This is a genomic window from Dactylosporangium sp. NPDC051485, from assembly GCF_040682015.1.
Lineage (GTDB): Bacteria > Actinomycetota > Actinomycetes > Mycobacteriales > Micromonosporaceae > Dactylosporangium.
In genome coordinates, this window is sequence record NZ_JBFAZW010000047.1 from 1 (window position 1) to 15,737 (window position 15,737).

Sequence of the window (15,737 nt, forward strand, 5' to 3'; positions counted from 1 at the left end):
GTGCTCGCCTCGCCCAACGCCGACGTGGGCAAGGTGTCGTACGAGATGACGGAACTGGCCAACCGCATCGGCGACGCCCTGACTCCCGCTGTGCCGGGCGCGTCGAGGTCGTGTTGCAACCGGTCCGGGGGGACCGCAGGCGGAGTCACTTGCCGCCGGCGAACTCCCCGAGCAGGGCCTTGCGCTGCTGGTCACCCAGGCCGCGCAGGCGACGGCTCTCGGCGATCTTCAGCTTCTCCATGATCTGCGTTGCCCGGATCTTGCCGATGCCAGGCATCGCCTGGAGGACGGCAGAGACCTTCAGCTTGCCGACGACATCGTCGGACTCCGCGCGGTCGATCACGGCAGCAAGGGTCGTCTTGCCCTGCTTGAGTTGCTCCTTCAGCTCAGCGCGAGCCTTGCGGATCTCAGCCGCCTTTTCCAAAGCGGCCGCGCGCTGTTCCGGGCTCAGTGACGGGAGCGGCACCAGGTCTCCTCAGGTCCCTTGAAAAAAGTGTTGATGGTCTAGCGCCGGGAAAACTAGCGGTCAGAAGCCATTTCGGCAACGTCGGAAGACAAGATCGACGCCTTGTGAAGATTCGATGATCACGCAGTGACCACAATTGCCGACGCACAGGATTCACGCGCGCGCTGCGCCGCGGCCCGCAGCGCCGCCACTTCCGGGCCCGCGGAGAGCACCTCGCGGGACCACGAAGGAAGGACATTGGCGACCGCCGAGCCGAACACCGCGCGCAGATCCTCGGGCCGCCCGCCCTGCGCGCCGAGGCCCGGCGCGAGGATCGGTCCATTGAGATCGGTCAGCTCGTGCCCGGTCTCCCCGACGGTCGCGCCGATGACCACGCCGACGTCGCCCAGCGGCCGCACACCCGCGTTGACCTGCGAAATCTCGTCGATGACGGTCTGCGCAACGGTCCGTCCGTCGGCCGCGCGGGCCCGCTGGACGGACGCGCCCTCGGGATTGGACGTGAGCGCCAGAACGAATACGCCGAGGCCGTTCTGCTGGGCTTTGTCGATGATCGGACGCAGCGAGCCGAAGCCGAGGTAGGGACTGACGGTGATGGCGTCGGCGCACAGCGGGGAGGCCGGGTCGAGGTACGCATCGGCGTAGGCGGCGGCCGTCGAGCCGATGTCGCCCCGCTTGACGTCGAGGATCACGAGGCTCCCGGAGCCGCGCAACTGTCGGATAACCGACTCTAGAACCACTATGCCTTTGGAGCCGAAACGCTCGAAGAAGGCGGACTGCGGCTTGATGGCCGCGACCCGTCCAGCCAGGGCCTCCCCGACCGTCCGGGCGAACGCCTCCAGGCCCTTGACATCGTCGGAGAGGCCCCAGGAGGCCAGCAGGGAGGGGTGGGGGTCGATCCCCACGCACAGCGGCCCCAGGGCGTCCACGGCGGCCCGCAGCCGGGCGCCGAACCGTTCGGTCATCACATGCTCCTCGTCGCCGCGACGGCGCCCCGGACCAGCCCGGGGCCGTGGTAGATGAAACCGGTGTAGAGCTGCACGAGCGCGGCGCCGGCGTCGAGCATCCGCTGGGCGTCCACGGGACGCGTGATCCCGCCCACGCCGATGACCGGCAGTCCGCTCTCCTTGGCCACGAACCGCACGACCTCCAGCGCCCGCGGGGCGAGGGGCCGGCCGCTGAGCCCGCCGGCCTCGGCCGTGCTGACGCCGGGCCGCTCGATGGTGGTGTTGGTGGCGATGAGCCCGGCCACGCCCAGCCCGAGGCACACGTCGAGCAGATCGCCCAGGGCCGCGTCGGTGAGGTCGGGGGCGACCTTGACCAGGATCGGCACCGGGCCGCCGAGCGCCTGGGACTCGGAGCGCAGCGCGCCCAGCAGCGCCGAGAGGTGCGCCTTGTCCTGCAGCTCGCGCAGGCCGGGGGTGTTCGGGGAGCTGACGTTCACGGCGAAGTAGGAGCCCAGGCCGTACAGCTGCCGGAAACTGTGGACGTAATCCTCCACGGCGCCGGTGAGCGGGGTCACCTTCGACTTGCCGAGGCTGATGCCCAGCGGCACCGGCAACGGGCCCAGGGCGCGCAGCCGCGCGGCGAGGGCCTCGGCGCCGGCGTTGTTGAACCCCATCCGGTTGACGATCGCCTCCTGCGCGGGGAAGCGGAACAGCCGCGGCCGCTCGTTGCCCGGCTGGGCGTGCCGGGTCACGGTGCCGACCTCGATGAAGCCGAACCCGAGCCGGGGCCAGGCGCCCAGCGCCCGGCCGTCCTTGTCCATGCCGGCGGCCAGCCCGACCGGGTTGGGGAAGTCGATCCCGAACACGGTGCGCCGCGCCCCGGACGGGCTGTGGGCCCGCCGCGCCCGGGGCAGTCGGGCCAGCGCGCGCAGGGTCCGCTCGTGCGCCGTCTCGGCGTCGCCGCCGCCGAGCCGGAACAGCACCGGGCGGACCGCTCGCGTGTAGAGGGTCACCTGGCTTCCCGCAGGGCCGCGTGCAGCTCCTGCAGCGGCCGGACCGACATCTCGCCGCGGATGAGCGCCTCGACGCCCATCACGGCGGCCGCCGCGCCCGGCAGGGTGGTGATGCAGGGGATGTCGCTGACCACGGCCGCGCTGCGGATCTCGTAGCCGTCCTGCCGGCCGCTGGAGCCCTGCGGGGTGTTGATGACCAGGTCGACCTCGCCGCCGGCGATCATGGACACCGCGTTGCGCCCGCCGCCCTCCTCGAAGTGCTTCGGCACGATCTCGCAGGCCACCCCGTAGCGGCGCAGCACGTCGCCGGTGCCGGCCGTGGCCACGATCGCGAAGCCGAGGTCGGCCAGGCGCTTGACCGGGAAGACGATCCCGCGCTTGTCCCGGTTGGCCACGGTCACCAGCACGGTGCCGGAGGTCGGCAGGGAGCCGTAGGCGGCCGCCTGGGACTTGGCGAAGGCGTGGCCGAAGGACGGGTCGATGCCCATCACCTCACCGGTCGACTTCATCTCCGGGCCGAGCAGGTTGTCCACGCCCTTGCCCTCGGTGGTGCGGAACCGCTTGAAGGGCAGCACCGCCTCCTTGACCGCGATCGGGGCGCCCTCGGGCAGCGAGCCGCCGTCGCCCTCGGCCGGCAGCAGCCCCTCGGCCCGCAGCTGCGCCACCGTCGCGCCGAGCGCGATGCGGGCCGCGGCCTTGGCCAGCGGTACCGCCGTCGCCTTGGACACGAACGGCACCGTGCGCGACGCCCGCGGGTTGGCCTCCAGCACGTAGAGCACGTCGTCCTTGAGCGCGTACTGCACGTTGAGCAGCCCCCGCACCCCGATCCCCCGGGCGATGGCCACCGTGTAGCGGCGCACCTCGGCCAGGTGCACGGCGGCGAGGGTGATCGGCGGCAGCGCGCAGGAGGAGTCGCCGGAGTGGATGCCGGCCTCCTCGATGTGCTCCATGACCCCGCCGAGGTACACCTCGCCGGTGGCGTCGCACAGCGCGTCCACGTCGATCTCGATGGCGTCGTCGAGGAAGCGGTCGACGAGCACCGGGTGGGCCGGGGAGATCTCGGTGGCCCGGCCGATGTAGTCGCGCAGCGTCGGCTCGTCGTAGACGATCTCCATGCCGCGGCCGCCGAGCACGTACGACGGGCGCACGAGCACCGGGTAGCCGATCTCGTCGGCGATCCGCTTGGCCTCCGGGAAGGTGGTCGCGGTGCCGTGCGCGGGCGAGCGCAGGCCGGACTCGGTGAGCAGCTGGCCGAACTGGCCGCGGTCCTCGGCCAGGTCGATGGCGGCCGGCGAGGTGCCGACGATCGGCACGCCGGCCCGCTCCAGGCGCTCGGCCAGGCCGAGCGGGGTCTGCCCGCCCAGCTGCACGATCACGCCCACCACGCCGGGGCCGCCGGCCGCGCGCCCGGAGCTGTCCTCGGCGTGCACGACCTCGAGCACGTCCTCGAAGGTGAGCGGCTCGAAGTACAGCCGGTCGGCGGTGTCGTAGTCGGTGGAGACGGTCTCCGGGTTGCAGTTGACCATGACGGTCTCGTAGCCCTTGGCCCGCAGCGCCATGACCGCGTGCACGCACGAGTAGTCGAACTCGATGCCCTGGCCGATCCGGTTCGGCCCGGAGCCCAGGATGATCACCTTCGGCCGGTCGGACGGGGTGACCTCGGTCTCCTCCTCGTAGGTGCTGTAGTGGTACGGCGTGCCGGCGGCGAACTCGGCCGCGCACGTGTCCACGGTCTTGTACACGGGTCGCAGCCCGAGGCGGTGGCGCAGCGTGCGCACCCCGTCCTCGCCGGCGAACTCGGGGCGCAGCGCGGCGATCTGCCGGTCGGAGAGCCCGGCCCGCTTGGCCCGGCGCAGCAGCGGCAGGTCCAGCACGGCCGCCTCGATGATCTCGGCCCGCAGCTCGACCAGCGCGGCGAGCTGGTCCACGAACCACGGGTCGTAGCCGGACACCGCGGCGACCTCTTCGACGGTCTGGCCCTGACGCAGGGCCAGCTCCGCGGTGTAGAGACGGCCGTCGTGCGGCACGCGCAGGTCACCCAGCAGCGACTCGTCCGGAGTCGTCCAGAACCCCGCGGCCTTGGTCTCCAGCGAGCGCATCGCCTTGCCGAGGGCCTCGGCGAACGTGCGGCCCATCGACATCGCCTCGCCGACCGACTTCATCGTCGTGGTCAGCTCGGGGTCGGCGCCGGGGAACTTCTCGAAGGCGAACCGCGGGATCTTCACCACGACGTAGTCCAGCGACGGCTCGAAGGCGGCCGGCGTCTTGAGGGTGATGTCGTTGGGGATCTCGTCCAGGGTGTAGCCGATGGCCAGCTTCGCCGCGATCTTGGCGATCGGGAAGCCGGTCGCCTTGGACGCCAGGGCGCTGGAGCGCGACACCCGCGGGTTCATCTCGATGACGACCAGCCGGCCGGTGCCCGGGTGCACGGCGAACTGGATGTTGCAGCCGCCCGTGTCGACCCCGACCTCGCGCAGCACGGCGATGCCGAGGTCGCGCAGCCGCTGGTACTCCACGTCGGTGAGCGTCATCGCCGGCGCCACGGTCACCGAGTCGCCGGTGTGCACCCCCATCGCGTCGACGTTCTCGATCGAGCACACGACCACGACGTTGTCGTGCTTGTCGCGCATGAGCTCGAGCTCGTACTCCTTCCAGCCGAGCACGCTCTCCTCGATGAGCACCTCGTGCACCGGCGAGGCGGCGAGGCCTCCCCCGGCGAGGCGGTCGAGGTCCGCGGGGGTGTGCGCCATGCCCGAGCCGAGCCCGCCCATGGTGAAGGAGGGGCGGATGACGACCGGCAGGCCGAGCTCGGCGACGGTCGCGTGCACCTCCTCCATGGAGTGGCAGACCCGGGAGCGGGGCGTCTCGCCGCCGGCCCGGGCCACGATGTCCTTGAACAGCTGGCGGTCCTCGCCCCGGCGGATGGCGTCGATGTCGGCGCCGATGAGCTCGACGCCGTACTTCTCCAGCACCCCCGCCTCGTGCAGCGCCATGGCGGTGTTGAGCGCGGTCTGCCCGCCGAGCGTGGCCAGCAGCGCGTCGGGGCGCTCCTTGGCGATGACCTGCTCGACGAACTCGGGCGTGATCGGCTCGACGTAGGTCGCGTCGGCGAACTCGGGGTCGGTCATGATGGTCGCCGGGTTGCTGTTGACCAGGCTGACCCGCAGGCCCTCGGCCCGCAGCACGCGGCACGCCTGGGTGCCGGAGTAGTCGAACTCGCACGCCTGGCCGATGACGATCGGGCCGGAGCCGATGACGAGAACGTGCCGGAGATCGGTGCGCTTAGGCATTGGTCTGCATCAGCTCCGCGAATCGATCGAACAGGTAATCCGCGTCGTGCGGCCCCGCTGCCGCCTCCGGGTGGTACTGCACGGTGAAGGCCGGCACGTCGAGGCAGCGCAGGCCCTCCACGACGTTGTCGTTGAGGCAGACGTGGCTGACCTCCACGGCGCCGAACTCGGTCTGCACCCGCTCGTCGAGCGGGGCGTCGACCGCGAAGCCGTGGTTGTGACTGGTCACCTCGACCTTGCCGGTGGTCCGGTCGAGCACGGGCTGGTTGATGCCCCGGTGCCCGTACCCGAGCTTGTAGGTGCCGAACCCGAGGGCCCGGCCCAGGATCTGGCTGCCGAAGCAGATGCCGAACAGCGGGATGCGCTCGCGAAGGACGGCCTGGGCCAGCGCGACCGGCCCGTCCGCGGTGGCCGGGTCGCCCGGGCCGGGCGAGAAGAACACGGCGTCGGCGCCGAGCGCCTTGATGTCCGACAGCGTCGCCGAGGCCGGCAGGACGTGGGTGGTCACCCCGCGGGCGGCGAGCCGGCGCGGCACGTTGCGCTTGATGCCGAGGTCGATCGCCGCCACCGTGAGCCGGTGCTCGCCGAGGGCTTCCACGGTGTACCGCTGCGGCGTGCTCACCTCCGCGGACAGATCGGCGCCGAGCATCTGCGGCTGCTGGCGGACCCGCTCGAGCAGCGCCTCGGGGTCGTCCTCCACGCTGGACACCCCGACCCGCATGGCCCCGCGCTCGCGCAGGTGCCGGGTGAGGGCCCGGGTGTCGATGCCGCTGATGCCGACGACGTTCTCCGCGGCGAGGCGGTCCTGCAGGCTGCCGGTGGCGCGCCAGTTGGAGTAGGCGCGGGAGGGGTCCCGCAGGACGTATCCGGCCACCCAGATCCGCGAGGACTCGTCGTCCTCGTCGTTGACGCCGGTGTTGCCGATCTGCGGGGCGGTCTGCACGACGACCTGGCGGTGGTAGGACGGGTCGGTGAGCGTCTCCTGGTAGCCGGTCATGCCGGTGTTGAAGACCGCCTCGCCGAAGGTCTCGCCGATCCCGCCGAAGGCCTCACCTCGAAACGTGCGCCCGTCCTCCAGGACGAGCAGAGCCTCTCTGCGCCTCACCGTGTCGCCTTTCCGTTCAGTACCGTCGGCTCGCCGCGCAGGTAGGTCGCCTCGATGCGGCCGCGCAGTTCCATTCCGGCGTAGGGGGTGTTCCTCGATCGGCTGGCCAGCGCCGTGGGGTCGACGCTCCAGCGCACGTCAGGGTCGAACAGGGCGATGTTGGCCGGGGCGCCGACCTCCAGCGGGCGGCCCTGCCCGGCGAGCCCGGCGATGCGGGCCGGGGCGAAGGACATCCACTCGGCGATGCGGTCCCAGCGCGGCCCCATGGTCTGCACCACGATCGCCAGCGCCGTCTCCAGCCCGAGCATGCCGGGCCGGGCGTACGCCCACTCGCACTCCTTGTCCTCCACGCTGTGCGGGGCGTGGTCGGTGGCGACGCAGTCGATCGTGCCGTCGGCCAGCCCCTCGCGCAGGGCCAGCACGTCGGCCTCGGTGCGCAGCGGCGGGTTGACCTTGAAGACCGGGTCGTACTGCGTGGCGCGGTCCTCGGTGAGCAGCAGGTGGTGCGGGGTCACCTCGGCGGTCACCCGCCAGCCCTTGGACTTGGCCCAGCGGATCAGCTCGACGCTGCCCGCGGTGGAGACGTGGCAGATGTGCAGGCGGGCCCCGACGTGCCCGGCCAGCAGCGCGTCGCGGGCGATGATCGCCTCCTCGGCGACCGCCGGCCAGCCGGTGAGCCCGAGCCGGGCGGCGACCTCGCCCTCGTTCATCTGCGCGTCGACGGTCAGCCTCGGCTCCTCGGCGTGCTGGGCGATCACCCCGTCGAAGGCCTTCACGTACTCCAGGGCCCGCCGCATGAGCCGCGGGTCGGAGACGCAGTGCCCGTCGTCGGAGAAGACCCGGACCCGGGCCGCGGAGTCGGCCATCGCGCCGAGCTCGGCCAGCTGCTCGCCGGCCAGGCCGACGGTGACCGCGCCGATCGGCTGGACGTCGACCAGGCCGGACTCGCGTCCCAGGTGCCACACCTGCTCCACCACGCCGGCGGTGTCGGCGACCGGCGAGGTGTTGGCCATCGCGCACACCGCCGTGTAGCCGCCCAGCGCCGCGGCCCGGGAGCCGGACTCGACGGTCTCGGCGTCCTCCCGGCCCGGCTCGCGCAGGTGGGTGTGCAGGTCGACCAGGCCGGGCAGCGCGATCAGGCCGCCCTTCTTCTCGGGGTCGATGGCGACGATCGTGCCGTCCTCCACCACGATCTCGCCGAGCTGCGTGTTTGCGATGATCACGACTTGCCTCCGAGCAGCAGGTAGAGGACCGCCATGCGCACGGAGACGCCGTTGGCGACCTGTTCGACGATCGTGGAGCGGGCGGAGTCGGCCACCTCGGGCGCGATCTCCATGCCGCGGTTCATCGGGCCGGGGTGCATCACGATCGCGTGCTCCGGCAGGCGGCGCATCCGCGGCACGTCGAAGCCGTAGCGGCGGGAGTACTCGCGCTCCGACGGGAAGTACGCCTGGTTCATCCGCTCCCGCTGCACCCGCAGCATCATGACCACGTCGGCGTCCGGGACGACCGCGTCGAGGTCGTAGCAGGTCTCGGCCGGCCACGCCGCCACCCCGACGGGCAGCAGCGTCGGCGGGGCGACCAGGGTCACCTTGGCGCCGAGGGTGTGCAGCAGCTGGACGTTGGAGCGGGCCACCCGGGAGTGCAGCACGTCGCCGACGATGGCCACGTTGAGCCCGGCGAGGCGACCCAGGCGGCTGCGCATGGTGAACGCGTCGAGCAGGGCCTGGGTCGGGTGCTCGTGGGTGCCGTCACCCGCGTTGACCACGCTGCCCTCCACCCAGTTGGCCAGCCGGTGCGGGGCGCCGCTGGCCGGGTGGCGGATCACGACCGCGTCCGCCCCCATCGCCTGCAGGGTCAGCGCGGTGTCCTTGAGACTTTCACCCTTGGAGACGCTGGAGCCCTTCGCCGAGAAGTTGATCACATCGGCGGACAGGCGCTTGGCCGCGGCCTCGAAGGAGATCCGGGTGCGGGTGGAGTCCTCGTAGAAGAGGTTCACCACGGTGCGGCCGCGCAGCGTCGGCAGCTTCTTGACCTCCCGGGCGGCCAGGCTCGCCATCTCCTCGGCGGTGTCCAGCACCAGGGTGGCGGTCGGCGCGTCGAGGTCCGCCGCGCTCAGCAGGTGCTTGATCATGCCCGGTCCCCCTTGCTCTTGATCAGCACGGCGTCGGCGCCGTCGATCTCCGCGGTCAGCACCCGCACGCTCTCGTCCATGGAGGTCGGGATGTTCTTGCCCACGTAGTCCGCCCGGATCGGCAGCTCACGGTGGCCGCGGTCGACCAGGACGGCCAGCTGGACGGCGCGCGGCCGGCCGAGGTCCTTCAGCGCGTCCAGGGCGGCCCGCACGGTGCGGCCGGAGAAGAGGACGTCGTCGACCAGGATGATCCGGCGCCCGTCGAGGCCGCCGGGAGGGATCTCGGTGTGACCCACCGCACGGGTGGCGTGAAGGCGCAAATCGTCCCGATACAGCGTGATGTCCAACACACCGACCGGAATGTCAAAACCCTCGAAAGCGGCGATCCGGGCGGCCAGACGGCGAGCCAGCGGTACGCCACGAGTAGGTATGCCCAGCAGCACCGTTTCGGCCGCTCCGGACGTCTTTTCCAGGATCTGGTGGGCGATCCGGTCCACCACACGGGCGACATCCGTCGCTGTTAGGATGGTTTTTCCCAGCTCAGTGCCGGTTGTCGGGGATGACAAAACCGGACCTCCTTCCCCGCCTCTCCGGACGGGTCGTTAAAGGACGCCAAACGTCAACTACCCTAACAACCGTCCTGACCTGGGCTACGGAAGGGTCTCGACCACTTGACCCCGCGTCGCGCGCCAGTTACGGTCACGCTCCGTAGCGATCGCTGGGGAAACCCCTCAGGCCAGTGACTGGGAGTGTCCGTATGCCGTCTGAGTACGCCAAGTCTCTTGGTGCTCGCCTGCGCTCCATCCGGCAGCAGCAGGGGCTGTCTCTGCAGGGTGTCGAGGAGAAGTCGGCCGGGCGCTGGAAGGCCGTCGTCGTCGGGTCGTATGAGCGCGGCGACCGTGCCGTCACCGTGTCTCGCCTGGCCGAACTGGCCGAGTTCTACCGCGTGCCCGTCGCCGAGCTGCTGCCCGAGGGCAGTGGCGTGCGCCACGAGCCGACCAACAAGATCGTTCTCGACCTGGAGCGGCTCTACGACGCCGGCGCCGAGGACCTCGCCTACGTCGCCCGTTACGCCCGGGCCATTCAGCAGCAGCGGGGCGACTACAACGGCCGGGTGCTGTCCATCCGGGCCGATGACCTGCGCGCGCTCGCCATCGTCTACGACGCCTCGCCGTCGGGCCTGGTCGAGCGGCTCAACGAGCACGGCGTGCTGGTCACCGACCCGCGGAGCCTGTTCCAGAGCTAGGACGTGTGCAAAGAGGGGGCCCGCGCCGTTGCCGGCGCGGGCCCCTCCTTGATGTCTCGGTGTCGCTCAGGTGGCGTAGTCGGCGATGCGGCCCAGGATGCCGTTGAGGAAGCGCGGGGAGTCGTCCGTGGACAGCGTCTCGGCCAGTTCCACCGCCTCGGTGATGGCCACCGGGTTGTCGATCTCGTCGTTGTACAGCAGCTCGTACACGGCGATGCGGGCCAGGTTGCGGTCGACCACCGGCATCCGCTCCAGCGTCCAGCCCTCGGCGTAGCTCGACAGCAGCTCGTCGATGCGCGCGGCGTGACTCTCGACACCCTCGACCAGCCGGACCGTGTACGGCAGGTAGCCCGGCTTGGGCTCCTCCAGGTTGGCCACGTAGGCGGTCAGCACCGACCCGCGCGGCTCCCCGCGCAGATCGGCCTGGTACAGCACGTCGAGGGCCCGCTTGCGGGCCTTGCGCCGCGCGGTCATCTGAGCGGTGACGTCACCGCCCAGAAAGGACCCCTTCCCCTCGGTCACGGCGCCTCCGCTTCGCTCCGGCGCCGGACGACTGTGCCTCTGGTGCCCGGCCCCTCCGCTTCGCTCCGGACCGGTCACGCGCGGCCCAGGTAACGGCTGTCGCGGGTGTCCACCTTGATCTTCTCGCCGGTCGAGATGAACAGCGGCACGTTGACCGTGGCGCCGGTCTCCACCGTGGCCGGCTTGGTGCCGCCCGTGGAGCGGTCGCCCTGCAGGCCGGGCTCGGTGTAGGTGATCTCGAGGATCACCGAGGTGGGCAGCTCGATGTAGAGCGGGGCCCCCTCGTGCGTGGCCACGATCACCTCGGCCTCGGGGAGCAGGAACTTGCTCGCCTCGCCGACGGTGCCGCCGGGGACGGTGATCTGGTCGTACGTGTCCAGGTCCATGAACACGAAGTCCTCGCCGTCGGCGTAGAGGTACTGCATCGTGCGCTTGTCGACCGTGGCGGTGTCGACCTTGGTCCCGGCGTTGAACGTGCGGTCGACCACCTTGCCGGAGAGCACGTTCTTCAGGGTGGTCCGCACGAACGCGCCGCCCTTGCCCGGCTTGACATGCTGGAACTCAACGACGGTCCACAGGTCGCCGTCGAGGTTGAGCACCAGGCCGTTCTTCAGGTCGTTCGTGGATGCCATGTGGTTTGACGTCACTTTCGTCACTGCCGGCCCGCAGACCGGGAAGATTTGGTCCCGAGCGGCGCGAAGTTCCGCCGGTGCGGGAAAAGGCCCGGTGAAGTGTACCGGGCGGCCTCCTCGCCGCGTGAAATTGGCCCGAAACAGTATACCGGAGCCCTGGCACGCGATTCACCATCTGTTTACCTTCTGTACACCTAGCTCTGCCAGCGTGCCGGGGTGGGAAGACCGGACCTTCTGAACCGTACTCTGGGCTTCGCCGGCTCCGTGGCAATCGCATTGTCCGGACTGGCCGCCGGAGCACTGCCCGGCCGCGACCCCTTCGCACAATGGCCGTTGATCCGCGAGCTGCGCGACTTCCCCCTGGTCGCGATCGCCGCCGGCTACGTGGGCCTGACCCTGCTGTGCGGCGCCTGGCTGCGCCTGCGCGGCTCGCTGGAGCAGCACAGCCCGGGCGACCTGATCCGCACGTTCCTGTGCTGGGCCGCCCCGCTGGCCCTGGTCCCGCCGATGTTCAGCCAGGACGTGTACAGCTACCTCGCGCAGGGCGCCATGGTGCATGAGGGCATCGACGCGTACAAGTTCGGCCCCGCGGCCCTGGGTGGCCGCCTCACCGAGGACGTGCCCGCCATCTGGCAGAACACCCCGGCCCCCTACGGCCCGCTGTTCCTGCGCGCCGCCGCCGCGGTGGTCAACCTGACCGGCTCAAACGTGGTCATCGGCATCTGGGCCTTCCGCCTGATCGCCCTGGCCGGCGTCGCCCTGGTGGTGATCTGCCTGCCGGGCATCGCCACCCGCTTCGGCGTGCCACCGCAGCGCGCCCTGTGGTTCGGCGCCCTGAACCCGCTGCTGATGCTGCACCTCATCGCCGGCATGCACAACGACGCGCTGATGGTCGGCCTGATGACGGCGGGCATCTACGCCGCCGTGCGCCGTCATCCGGCCATCGGCGCCGTGCTCATCAGCGCCGCCGCCCTCATCAAGGCCCCCGCCGCCCTGGCCCTCATCACCGTGCTGATGCTCAGCCCGAGGGCCTGGGCCCGCATCGGCCTGGCCACTGGCGCGGCGCTGGGCGGCCTGCAGCTCGCCTCGGGCCTGGGTCTGGGCTGGATCGGCGCGCTGCGGACCCCGACGACGGTGCGCAACGGCCTGTCCGTCAGCACCGACCTGGGCATGCTGCTGACGGTCATGGGCTGGCCGGAGCCGATGCAGATCCTGCGCACCGTGGCCGCCGTGACCGGCCTCGGGCTGGCCGGCTGGGCCCTGCTGCGCGCACCGAACCCGATCGCGGGTCTCGGGCTGGCGCTGAGCTCGATCCTCCTGCTCGGCCCGGTGGTGCACCCGTGGTACCTGCTGTGGGCCTTCGTACCCATGGCCGCCGGCCTGCAGCGGGTGCCGCAGGCCGCGGTGTGGGGCTCGGCGGGGCTGGCGCTGTTCCTGCTGCCGACGGGTGCGCCGGGCACCCCGGGGGCGGTGGTGGCCGCCGTGATCGGGGCGGTGGCCGGCCTGCTCTACCTGCGCATGCGCCCGCCGGTGGCGGAGCTGCTCGACCGGACCGCGCTGATGCCCGCGACCCCCGCCACGGTGACCCCCTGACCCACCGCGCTGCCGTCGCCGTCGGCGCGACCGCGACGCCCCGGGCGCCGCGGTCAGCCGGCGGCGACCTCGCGGTAGGCCTCCAGCAGCAGCTCGTCGGACGGCCCGGCCAGCGTGCCGGGCTGGGCCAGCCCGTCCAGGACCACGAAGCGCAGCGTCGCGCCGCGGGCCTTCTTGTCTACGCGCATCGCGGCGTGCAGGTCGGGCCAGGCCTCGGCCGGATACGTCACCGGGAGCCCCAGCCGCTGCAGCACCTCGCGGTGGCGGGCCGCCACCGCAGGGTCCAGCCGGCCTGACAGGCGACCCAGCGCGGCGGCGAAGACCAGGCCGACGCTCACGGCGTGGCCGTGCTTCCACCGGTACTGCTCGCGCCGCTCGATCGCGTGGCCGAGCGTGTGCCCGTAGTTGAGGATCTCGCGCAGGCCGCCCTCGCGGAGGTCCTCCGAGACCACCCGCGCCTTGACCGCCACGGAGCGCTCGACCAGCTCGGGCAGGACGGCGCCGCGCGGGTCCAGGGCGGCCGCGGGGTCGGACTCGATCAGGGTCAGGATCGCGGGGTCGGCGATGAAGCCGCACTTCACGATCTCCGCCAGGCCGGCCAGGAGGTCGTCCGCCGGCAGGGTGTCCAGGGTGCCCAGGTCGCACAGGACGCCGGCCGGCGGGTAGAAGGCGCCCACCAGGTTCTTGCCGGCGGCCGTGTTGATGCCCGTCTTGCCGCCCACCGCGGCGTCGACCATGCCCAGCAGGCTCGTCGGGATCGTCACCAGGCGCACGCCGCGCAGCCAGCACGCGGCGACGAAGCCCGCCAGGTCGGTCACGGCGCCGCCGCCGACGCCCACCACGGCGTCGGAGCGCGTGAAGGCCGCCGCGCCCAGGGCGTCCCAGCAGCGCGCGGCCACGGAGAGGTCCTTGCCGGCCTCGGCGTCCGGCACCTCGATCGGCAGCACCCTCGCGCCGGCCTTCTCCAGCGTGGCGATGGCGGCGTCCGCGTGCGCGCGCACCGGTCCGGCGAAGATGACCGCCACCTGAGCGGCGCCCTTGACGAGATCGGGCAGGCCCTCGAGGACGCTTCGCCCGATGTGTACGGCGTATTCGTCGACCTCGATCACGGTCACAGCCGGGCCGCCAGGTCGTCCACGATCTCCTCCGGCGTGCGGCCGTCCGTCGGCACGGTCACCGTCGCAACCTCCTCGTAGAGCGGGCGGCGCTGATCGAGCAGGTGCTTCAGGGTGGCCCTCGGGTTCATGGCCAGCAGGGGGCGGCCGGCGCCCAGGCCGATCCGGCTCACGGCGTCGGCGAAGTCGACGGCGAGGTACACCACGGTGTGGCCGGCCAGGCGCTTGCGGGTCTCCTCGGCCAGGATCGCGCCGCCGCCCAGGGCCAGGATGCCGTCGAACTCCTCCAGCGCGGTGGCGATGGCGGCGCGCTCGAGGGCGCGGAAGTGCTCCTCGCCCTCGTCGAAGAAGATCTCCGGGATGGGCTTGCCGGCGCTCGCCTCGATGTCGGCGTCGACGTCGCGGAACTGCAGGCCCAGGCGCTCGGCCAGCAGTCCGCCGACGGTCGTCTTGCCGGCGCCGGGGGCGCCGACGACCACGGCGCGGGGGCTCATCGGATCACCAGGTTGTCGAGGTAGCCGGCGACGTTGCGGCGGATCTCCGGCACCGAGTCGCCGCCGAACTTCTCCAGCGCGGCCTCGGCCAGGACCAGGGCGACCATCGCCTCGGCGACCACGGCGGCGGCGGGGACGGCGCACACGTCGGAGCGCTGGTTGATCGCGGTGGCCGGCTCGCCGGTGGTCACGTCGACGGTCTGCAGGGCGCGGTTGAGCGAGGAGATCGGCTTCATCGCGGCCCGGACCCGCAGCGGCTCGCCCGTCGTGATGCCGCCCTCCAGGCCGCCGGCCCGGTCGGTGACGCGGCGCACGCCGTCGGGGGTGTTGATGATCTCGTCGTGGGCCACCGAGCCGCGGGAGCGCGCCTGGGTGAAGGCGTCGCCGATCTCCACGCCCTTGATCGCCTGGATCGACATCAGGGCGGTGGCGAGCCTGGCGTCGAGCTTGCGGTCCCACTGCACGTGGCTGCCGAGACCCGGGGGCACGTGATACGCCAGCACCTCCACGATCCCGCCCAGCGTGTCGGCGTCCTTCTTGGCCGCGTCGACCTCCTCGACCATCCGGGCGCTCGCGTCCGGGTCGAGGCAGCGCAGCGGGTCGGCGTCGACGCGCTCGAAGTCCTCGGGGCTCGGCACCAGGCCGGGCTTGGCGGCGACCGAGCCGAGCTCGATCACGTGCGAGACGATCTCGACGCCGAGGGCCTGGCGCAGCAGGGCCTTCGCGACCGAGCCGACGGCCACGCGCGCCGCGGTCTCCCGCGCGCTGGCCCGCTCCAGGATCGGGCGGGCGTCGGTGTGCCCGTACTTCTGCATGCCCGCCAGGTCGGCGTGGCCGGGCCGGGGCCGGGTGAGCGGGGCGTTGCGGGCCTGCGCGGCCAGCACCTCCGGGTCGACCGGGTCGGGCGCCATGACCGTCTCCCACTTGGGCCACTCGCTGTTGCCCACCCGGATCGCCACCGGGCTGCCCAGCGTGAGCCCGTGTCGCAGGCCGCCGATGAACTCGACGACGTCCTGCTCGAAGCTCATCCGGGCGCCGCGGCCGTAACCGAGGCGCCGACGGGCCAGCTCTGCCGCCACGGACGCGCTCGTCAGCTCGATCCCGGCGGGCACGCCTTCGAGGATCGCGACGAGCGCCGGGCCATGGGATTCTCCAGCGGTCAACCAACGCAGCACGTAGATCA

General features: G+C 71.9%; 15 protein-coding genes. 2 read left to right on the plus strand and 13 right to left on the minus strand.

The features are described 5' to 3' along the window. Window positions 1-145: 145 nt before the first annotated feature. From mihF to pyrR, 8 genes are all read right to left on the minus strand, one after another. Window positions 146-466 carry an integration host factor, actinobacterial type gene (mihF, locus tag AB0M46_RS25550; RefSeq protein WP_190253177.1) on the minus strand — a complete coding sequence of 107 codons (321 nt, stop codon included), beginning with the start codon at window positions 464-466 and terminating at the stop codon, window positions 146-148. Window positions 467-585: 119 nt separating this feature from the next. Beyond that, a complete protein-coding gene (pyrF, locus tag AB0M46_RS25555; RefSeq protein ID WP_363339694.1) occupies window positions 586-1,428 on the minus strand; it encodes an orotidine-5'-phosphate decarboxylase in 843 nt (280 codons plus the stop codon). Further along, window positions 1,428-2,423: a quinone-dependent dihydroorotate dehydrogenase gene (locus tag AB0M46_RS25560; RefSeq protein WP_363339696.1), complete on the minus strand. Its 996-nt coding sequence runs from the start codon at window positions 2,421-2,423 to the stop codon at window positions 1,428-1,430. Before AB0M46_RS25560 ends, pyrF begins: the two co-directional genes overlap by 1 nt. Further along, window positions 2,420-5,713 (minus strand): carbamoyl-phosphate synthase large subunit, encoded by a 3,294-nt coding sequence (gene carB / locus AB0M46_RS25565; RefSeq protein WP_363339698.1) that lies wholly within the window; start codon window positions 5,711-5,713, stop codon window positions 2,420-2,422. Before carB ends, AB0M46_RS25560 begins: the two co-directional genes overlap by 4 nt. Further along, window positions 5,706-6,818, minus strand: coding sequence for a glutamine-hydrolyzing carbamoyl-phosphate synthase small subunit (gene carA, locus AB0M46_RS25570; protein ID WP_363339700.1), 1,113 nt, complete (start codon window positions 6,816-6,818; stop codon window positions 5,706-5,708). The genes carB and carA overlap by 8 nt, the downstream gene beginning before the upstream one ends. Further along, complete coding sequence (locus AB0M46_RS25575; RefSeq protein ID WP_363339817.1) at window positions 6,815-8,011, minus strand: dihydroorotase; 1,197 nt, start codon at window positions 8,009-8,011, stop codon at window positions 6,815-6,817. The genes carA and AB0M46_RS25575 overlap by 4 nt, the downstream gene beginning before the upstream one ends. Before the next feature lie 26 nt (window positions 8,012-8,037). Further along, complete coding sequence (locus tag AB0M46_RS25580; RefSeq protein WP_363339702.1) at window positions 8,038-8,952, minus strand: aspartate carbamoyltransferase catalytic subunit; 915 nt, start codon at window positions 8,950-8,952, stop codon at window positions 8,038-8,040. After that, the gene (pyrR, locus tag AB0M46_RS25585; RefSeq protein ID WP_363339704.1) at window positions 8,949-9,518 is read right to left on the minus strand and encodes a bifunctional pyr operon transcriptional regulator/uracil phosphoribosyltransferase PyrR; all 570 of its coding nucleotides are present in this window, start codon (window positions 9,516-9,518) and stop codon (window positions 8,949-8,951) included. Before pyrR ends, AB0M46_RS25580 begins: the two co-directional genes overlap by 4 nt. A 191-nt stretch (window positions 9,519-9,709) precedes the next feature. On the opposite strand from pyrR, the gene AB0M46_RS25590 reads away from it, so the two are divergent. Further along, window positions 9,710-10,198: a transcriptional regulator gene (locus AB0M46_RS25590; protein ID WP_033356835.1), complete on the plus strand. Its 489-nt coding sequence runs from the start codon at window positions 9,710-9,712 to the stop codon at window positions 10,196-10,198. A 66-nt stretch (window positions 10,199-10,264) separates the two neighbouring features. Here AB0M46_RS25590 and nusB read toward each other — a convergent pair whose 3' ends face one another. Both nusB and efp read right to left on the minus strand, forming a co-directional pair. Further along, window positions 10,265-10,672 carry a transcription antitermination factor NusB gene (gene nusB, locus AB0M46_RS25595; protein WP_344617082.1) on the minus strand — a complete coding sequence of 136 codons (408 nt, stop codon included), beginning with the start codon at window positions 10,670-10,672 and terminating at the stop codon, window positions 10,265-10,267. A 122-nt stretch (window positions 10,673-10,794) separates the two neighbouring features. Next, on the minus strand, window positions 10,795-11,352 hold the full coding sequence (gene efp / locus AB0M46_RS25600; RefSeq protein ID WP_363339707.1) for an elongation factor P: 558 nt from the start codon (window positions 11,350-11,352) through the stop codon (window positions 10,795-10,797). A 216-nt stretch (window positions 11,353-11,568) separates the two neighbouring features. Here efp and mptB point away from each other — a divergent pair, with 216 nt between their 5' ends. Then, window positions 11,569-12,945 (plus strand): polyprenol phosphomannose-dependent alpha 1,6 mannosyltransferase MptB, encoded by a 1,377-nt coding sequence (mptB, locus tag AB0M46_RS25605; RefSeq protein ID WP_363339709.1) that lies wholly within the window; start codon window positions 11,569-11,571, stop codon window positions 12,943-12,945. Between the two features lie 53 nt (window positions 12,946-12,998). Here the strand turns inward: mptB and aroB are convergent, their stop codons facing one another. Genes aroB through aroC form a run of 3 tightly spaced genes read right to left on the minus strand, consistent with a single transcriptional unit; the run spans window position 12,999 to window position 15,729 of the window. After that, complete coding sequence (aroB, locus tag AB0M46_RS25610) at window positions 12,999-14,060, minus strand: 3-dehydroquinate synthase (protein WP_363339711.1); 1,062 nt, start codon at window positions 14,058-14,060, stop codon at window positions 12,999-13,001. Continuing rightward, window positions 14,057-14,554: a shikimate kinase gene (locus tag AB0M46_RS25615; protein ID WP_363339713.1), complete on the minus strand. Its 498-nt coding sequence runs from the start codon at window positions 14,552-14,554 to the stop codon at window positions 14,057-14,059. The genes aroB and AB0M46_RS25615 overlap by 4 nt, the downstream gene beginning before the upstream one ends. Continuing rightward, the gene (gene aroC, locus AB0M46_RS25620; RefSeq protein WP_363339715.1) at window positions 14,551-15,729 is read right to left on the minus strand and encodes a chorismate synthase; all 1,179 of its coding nucleotides are present in this window, start codon (window positions 15,727-15,729) and stop codon (window positions 14,551-14,553) included. Before aroC ends, AB0M46_RS25615 begins: the two co-directional genes overlap by 4 nt. Window positions 15,730-15,737: the final 8 nt, after the last annotated feature.

Excerpts from the sequence above, each read along its gene's own strand:
- AB0M46_RS25590 (WP_033356835.1), top strand. The coding sequence starts at position 9,710 with ATGCCGTCTGAGTACGCCAAGTCTCTTGGTGCTCGCCTGCGCTCCATC.
- carB (WP_363339698.1), bottom strand. The coding sequence starts at position 5,713 with ATGCCTAAGCGCACCGATCTCCGGCACGTTCTCGTCATCGGCTCCGGC.
- AB0M46_RS25580 (WP_363339702.1), bottom strand. The coding sequence starts at position 8,952 with ATGATCAAGCACCTGCTGAGCGCGGCGGACCTCGACGCGCCGACCGCC.
- nusB (WP_344617082.1), bottom strand. The coding sequence starts at position 10,672 with ATGACCGCGCGGCGCAAGGCCCGCAAGCGGGCCCTCGACGTGCTGTAC.
- AB0M46_RS25615 (WP_363339713.1), bottom strand. The coding sequence starts at position 14,554 with ATGAGCCCCCGCGCCGTGGTCGTCGGCGCCCCCGGCGCCGGCAAGACG.
- pyrF (WP_363339694.1), bottom strand. The coding sequence starts at position 1,428 with ATGACCGAACGGTTCGGCGCCCGGCTGCGGGCCGCCGTGGACGCCCTG.
- efp (WP_363339707.1), bottom strand. The coding sequence starts at position 11,352 with ATGGCATCCACGAACGACCTGAAGAACGGCCTGGTGCTCAACCTCGAC.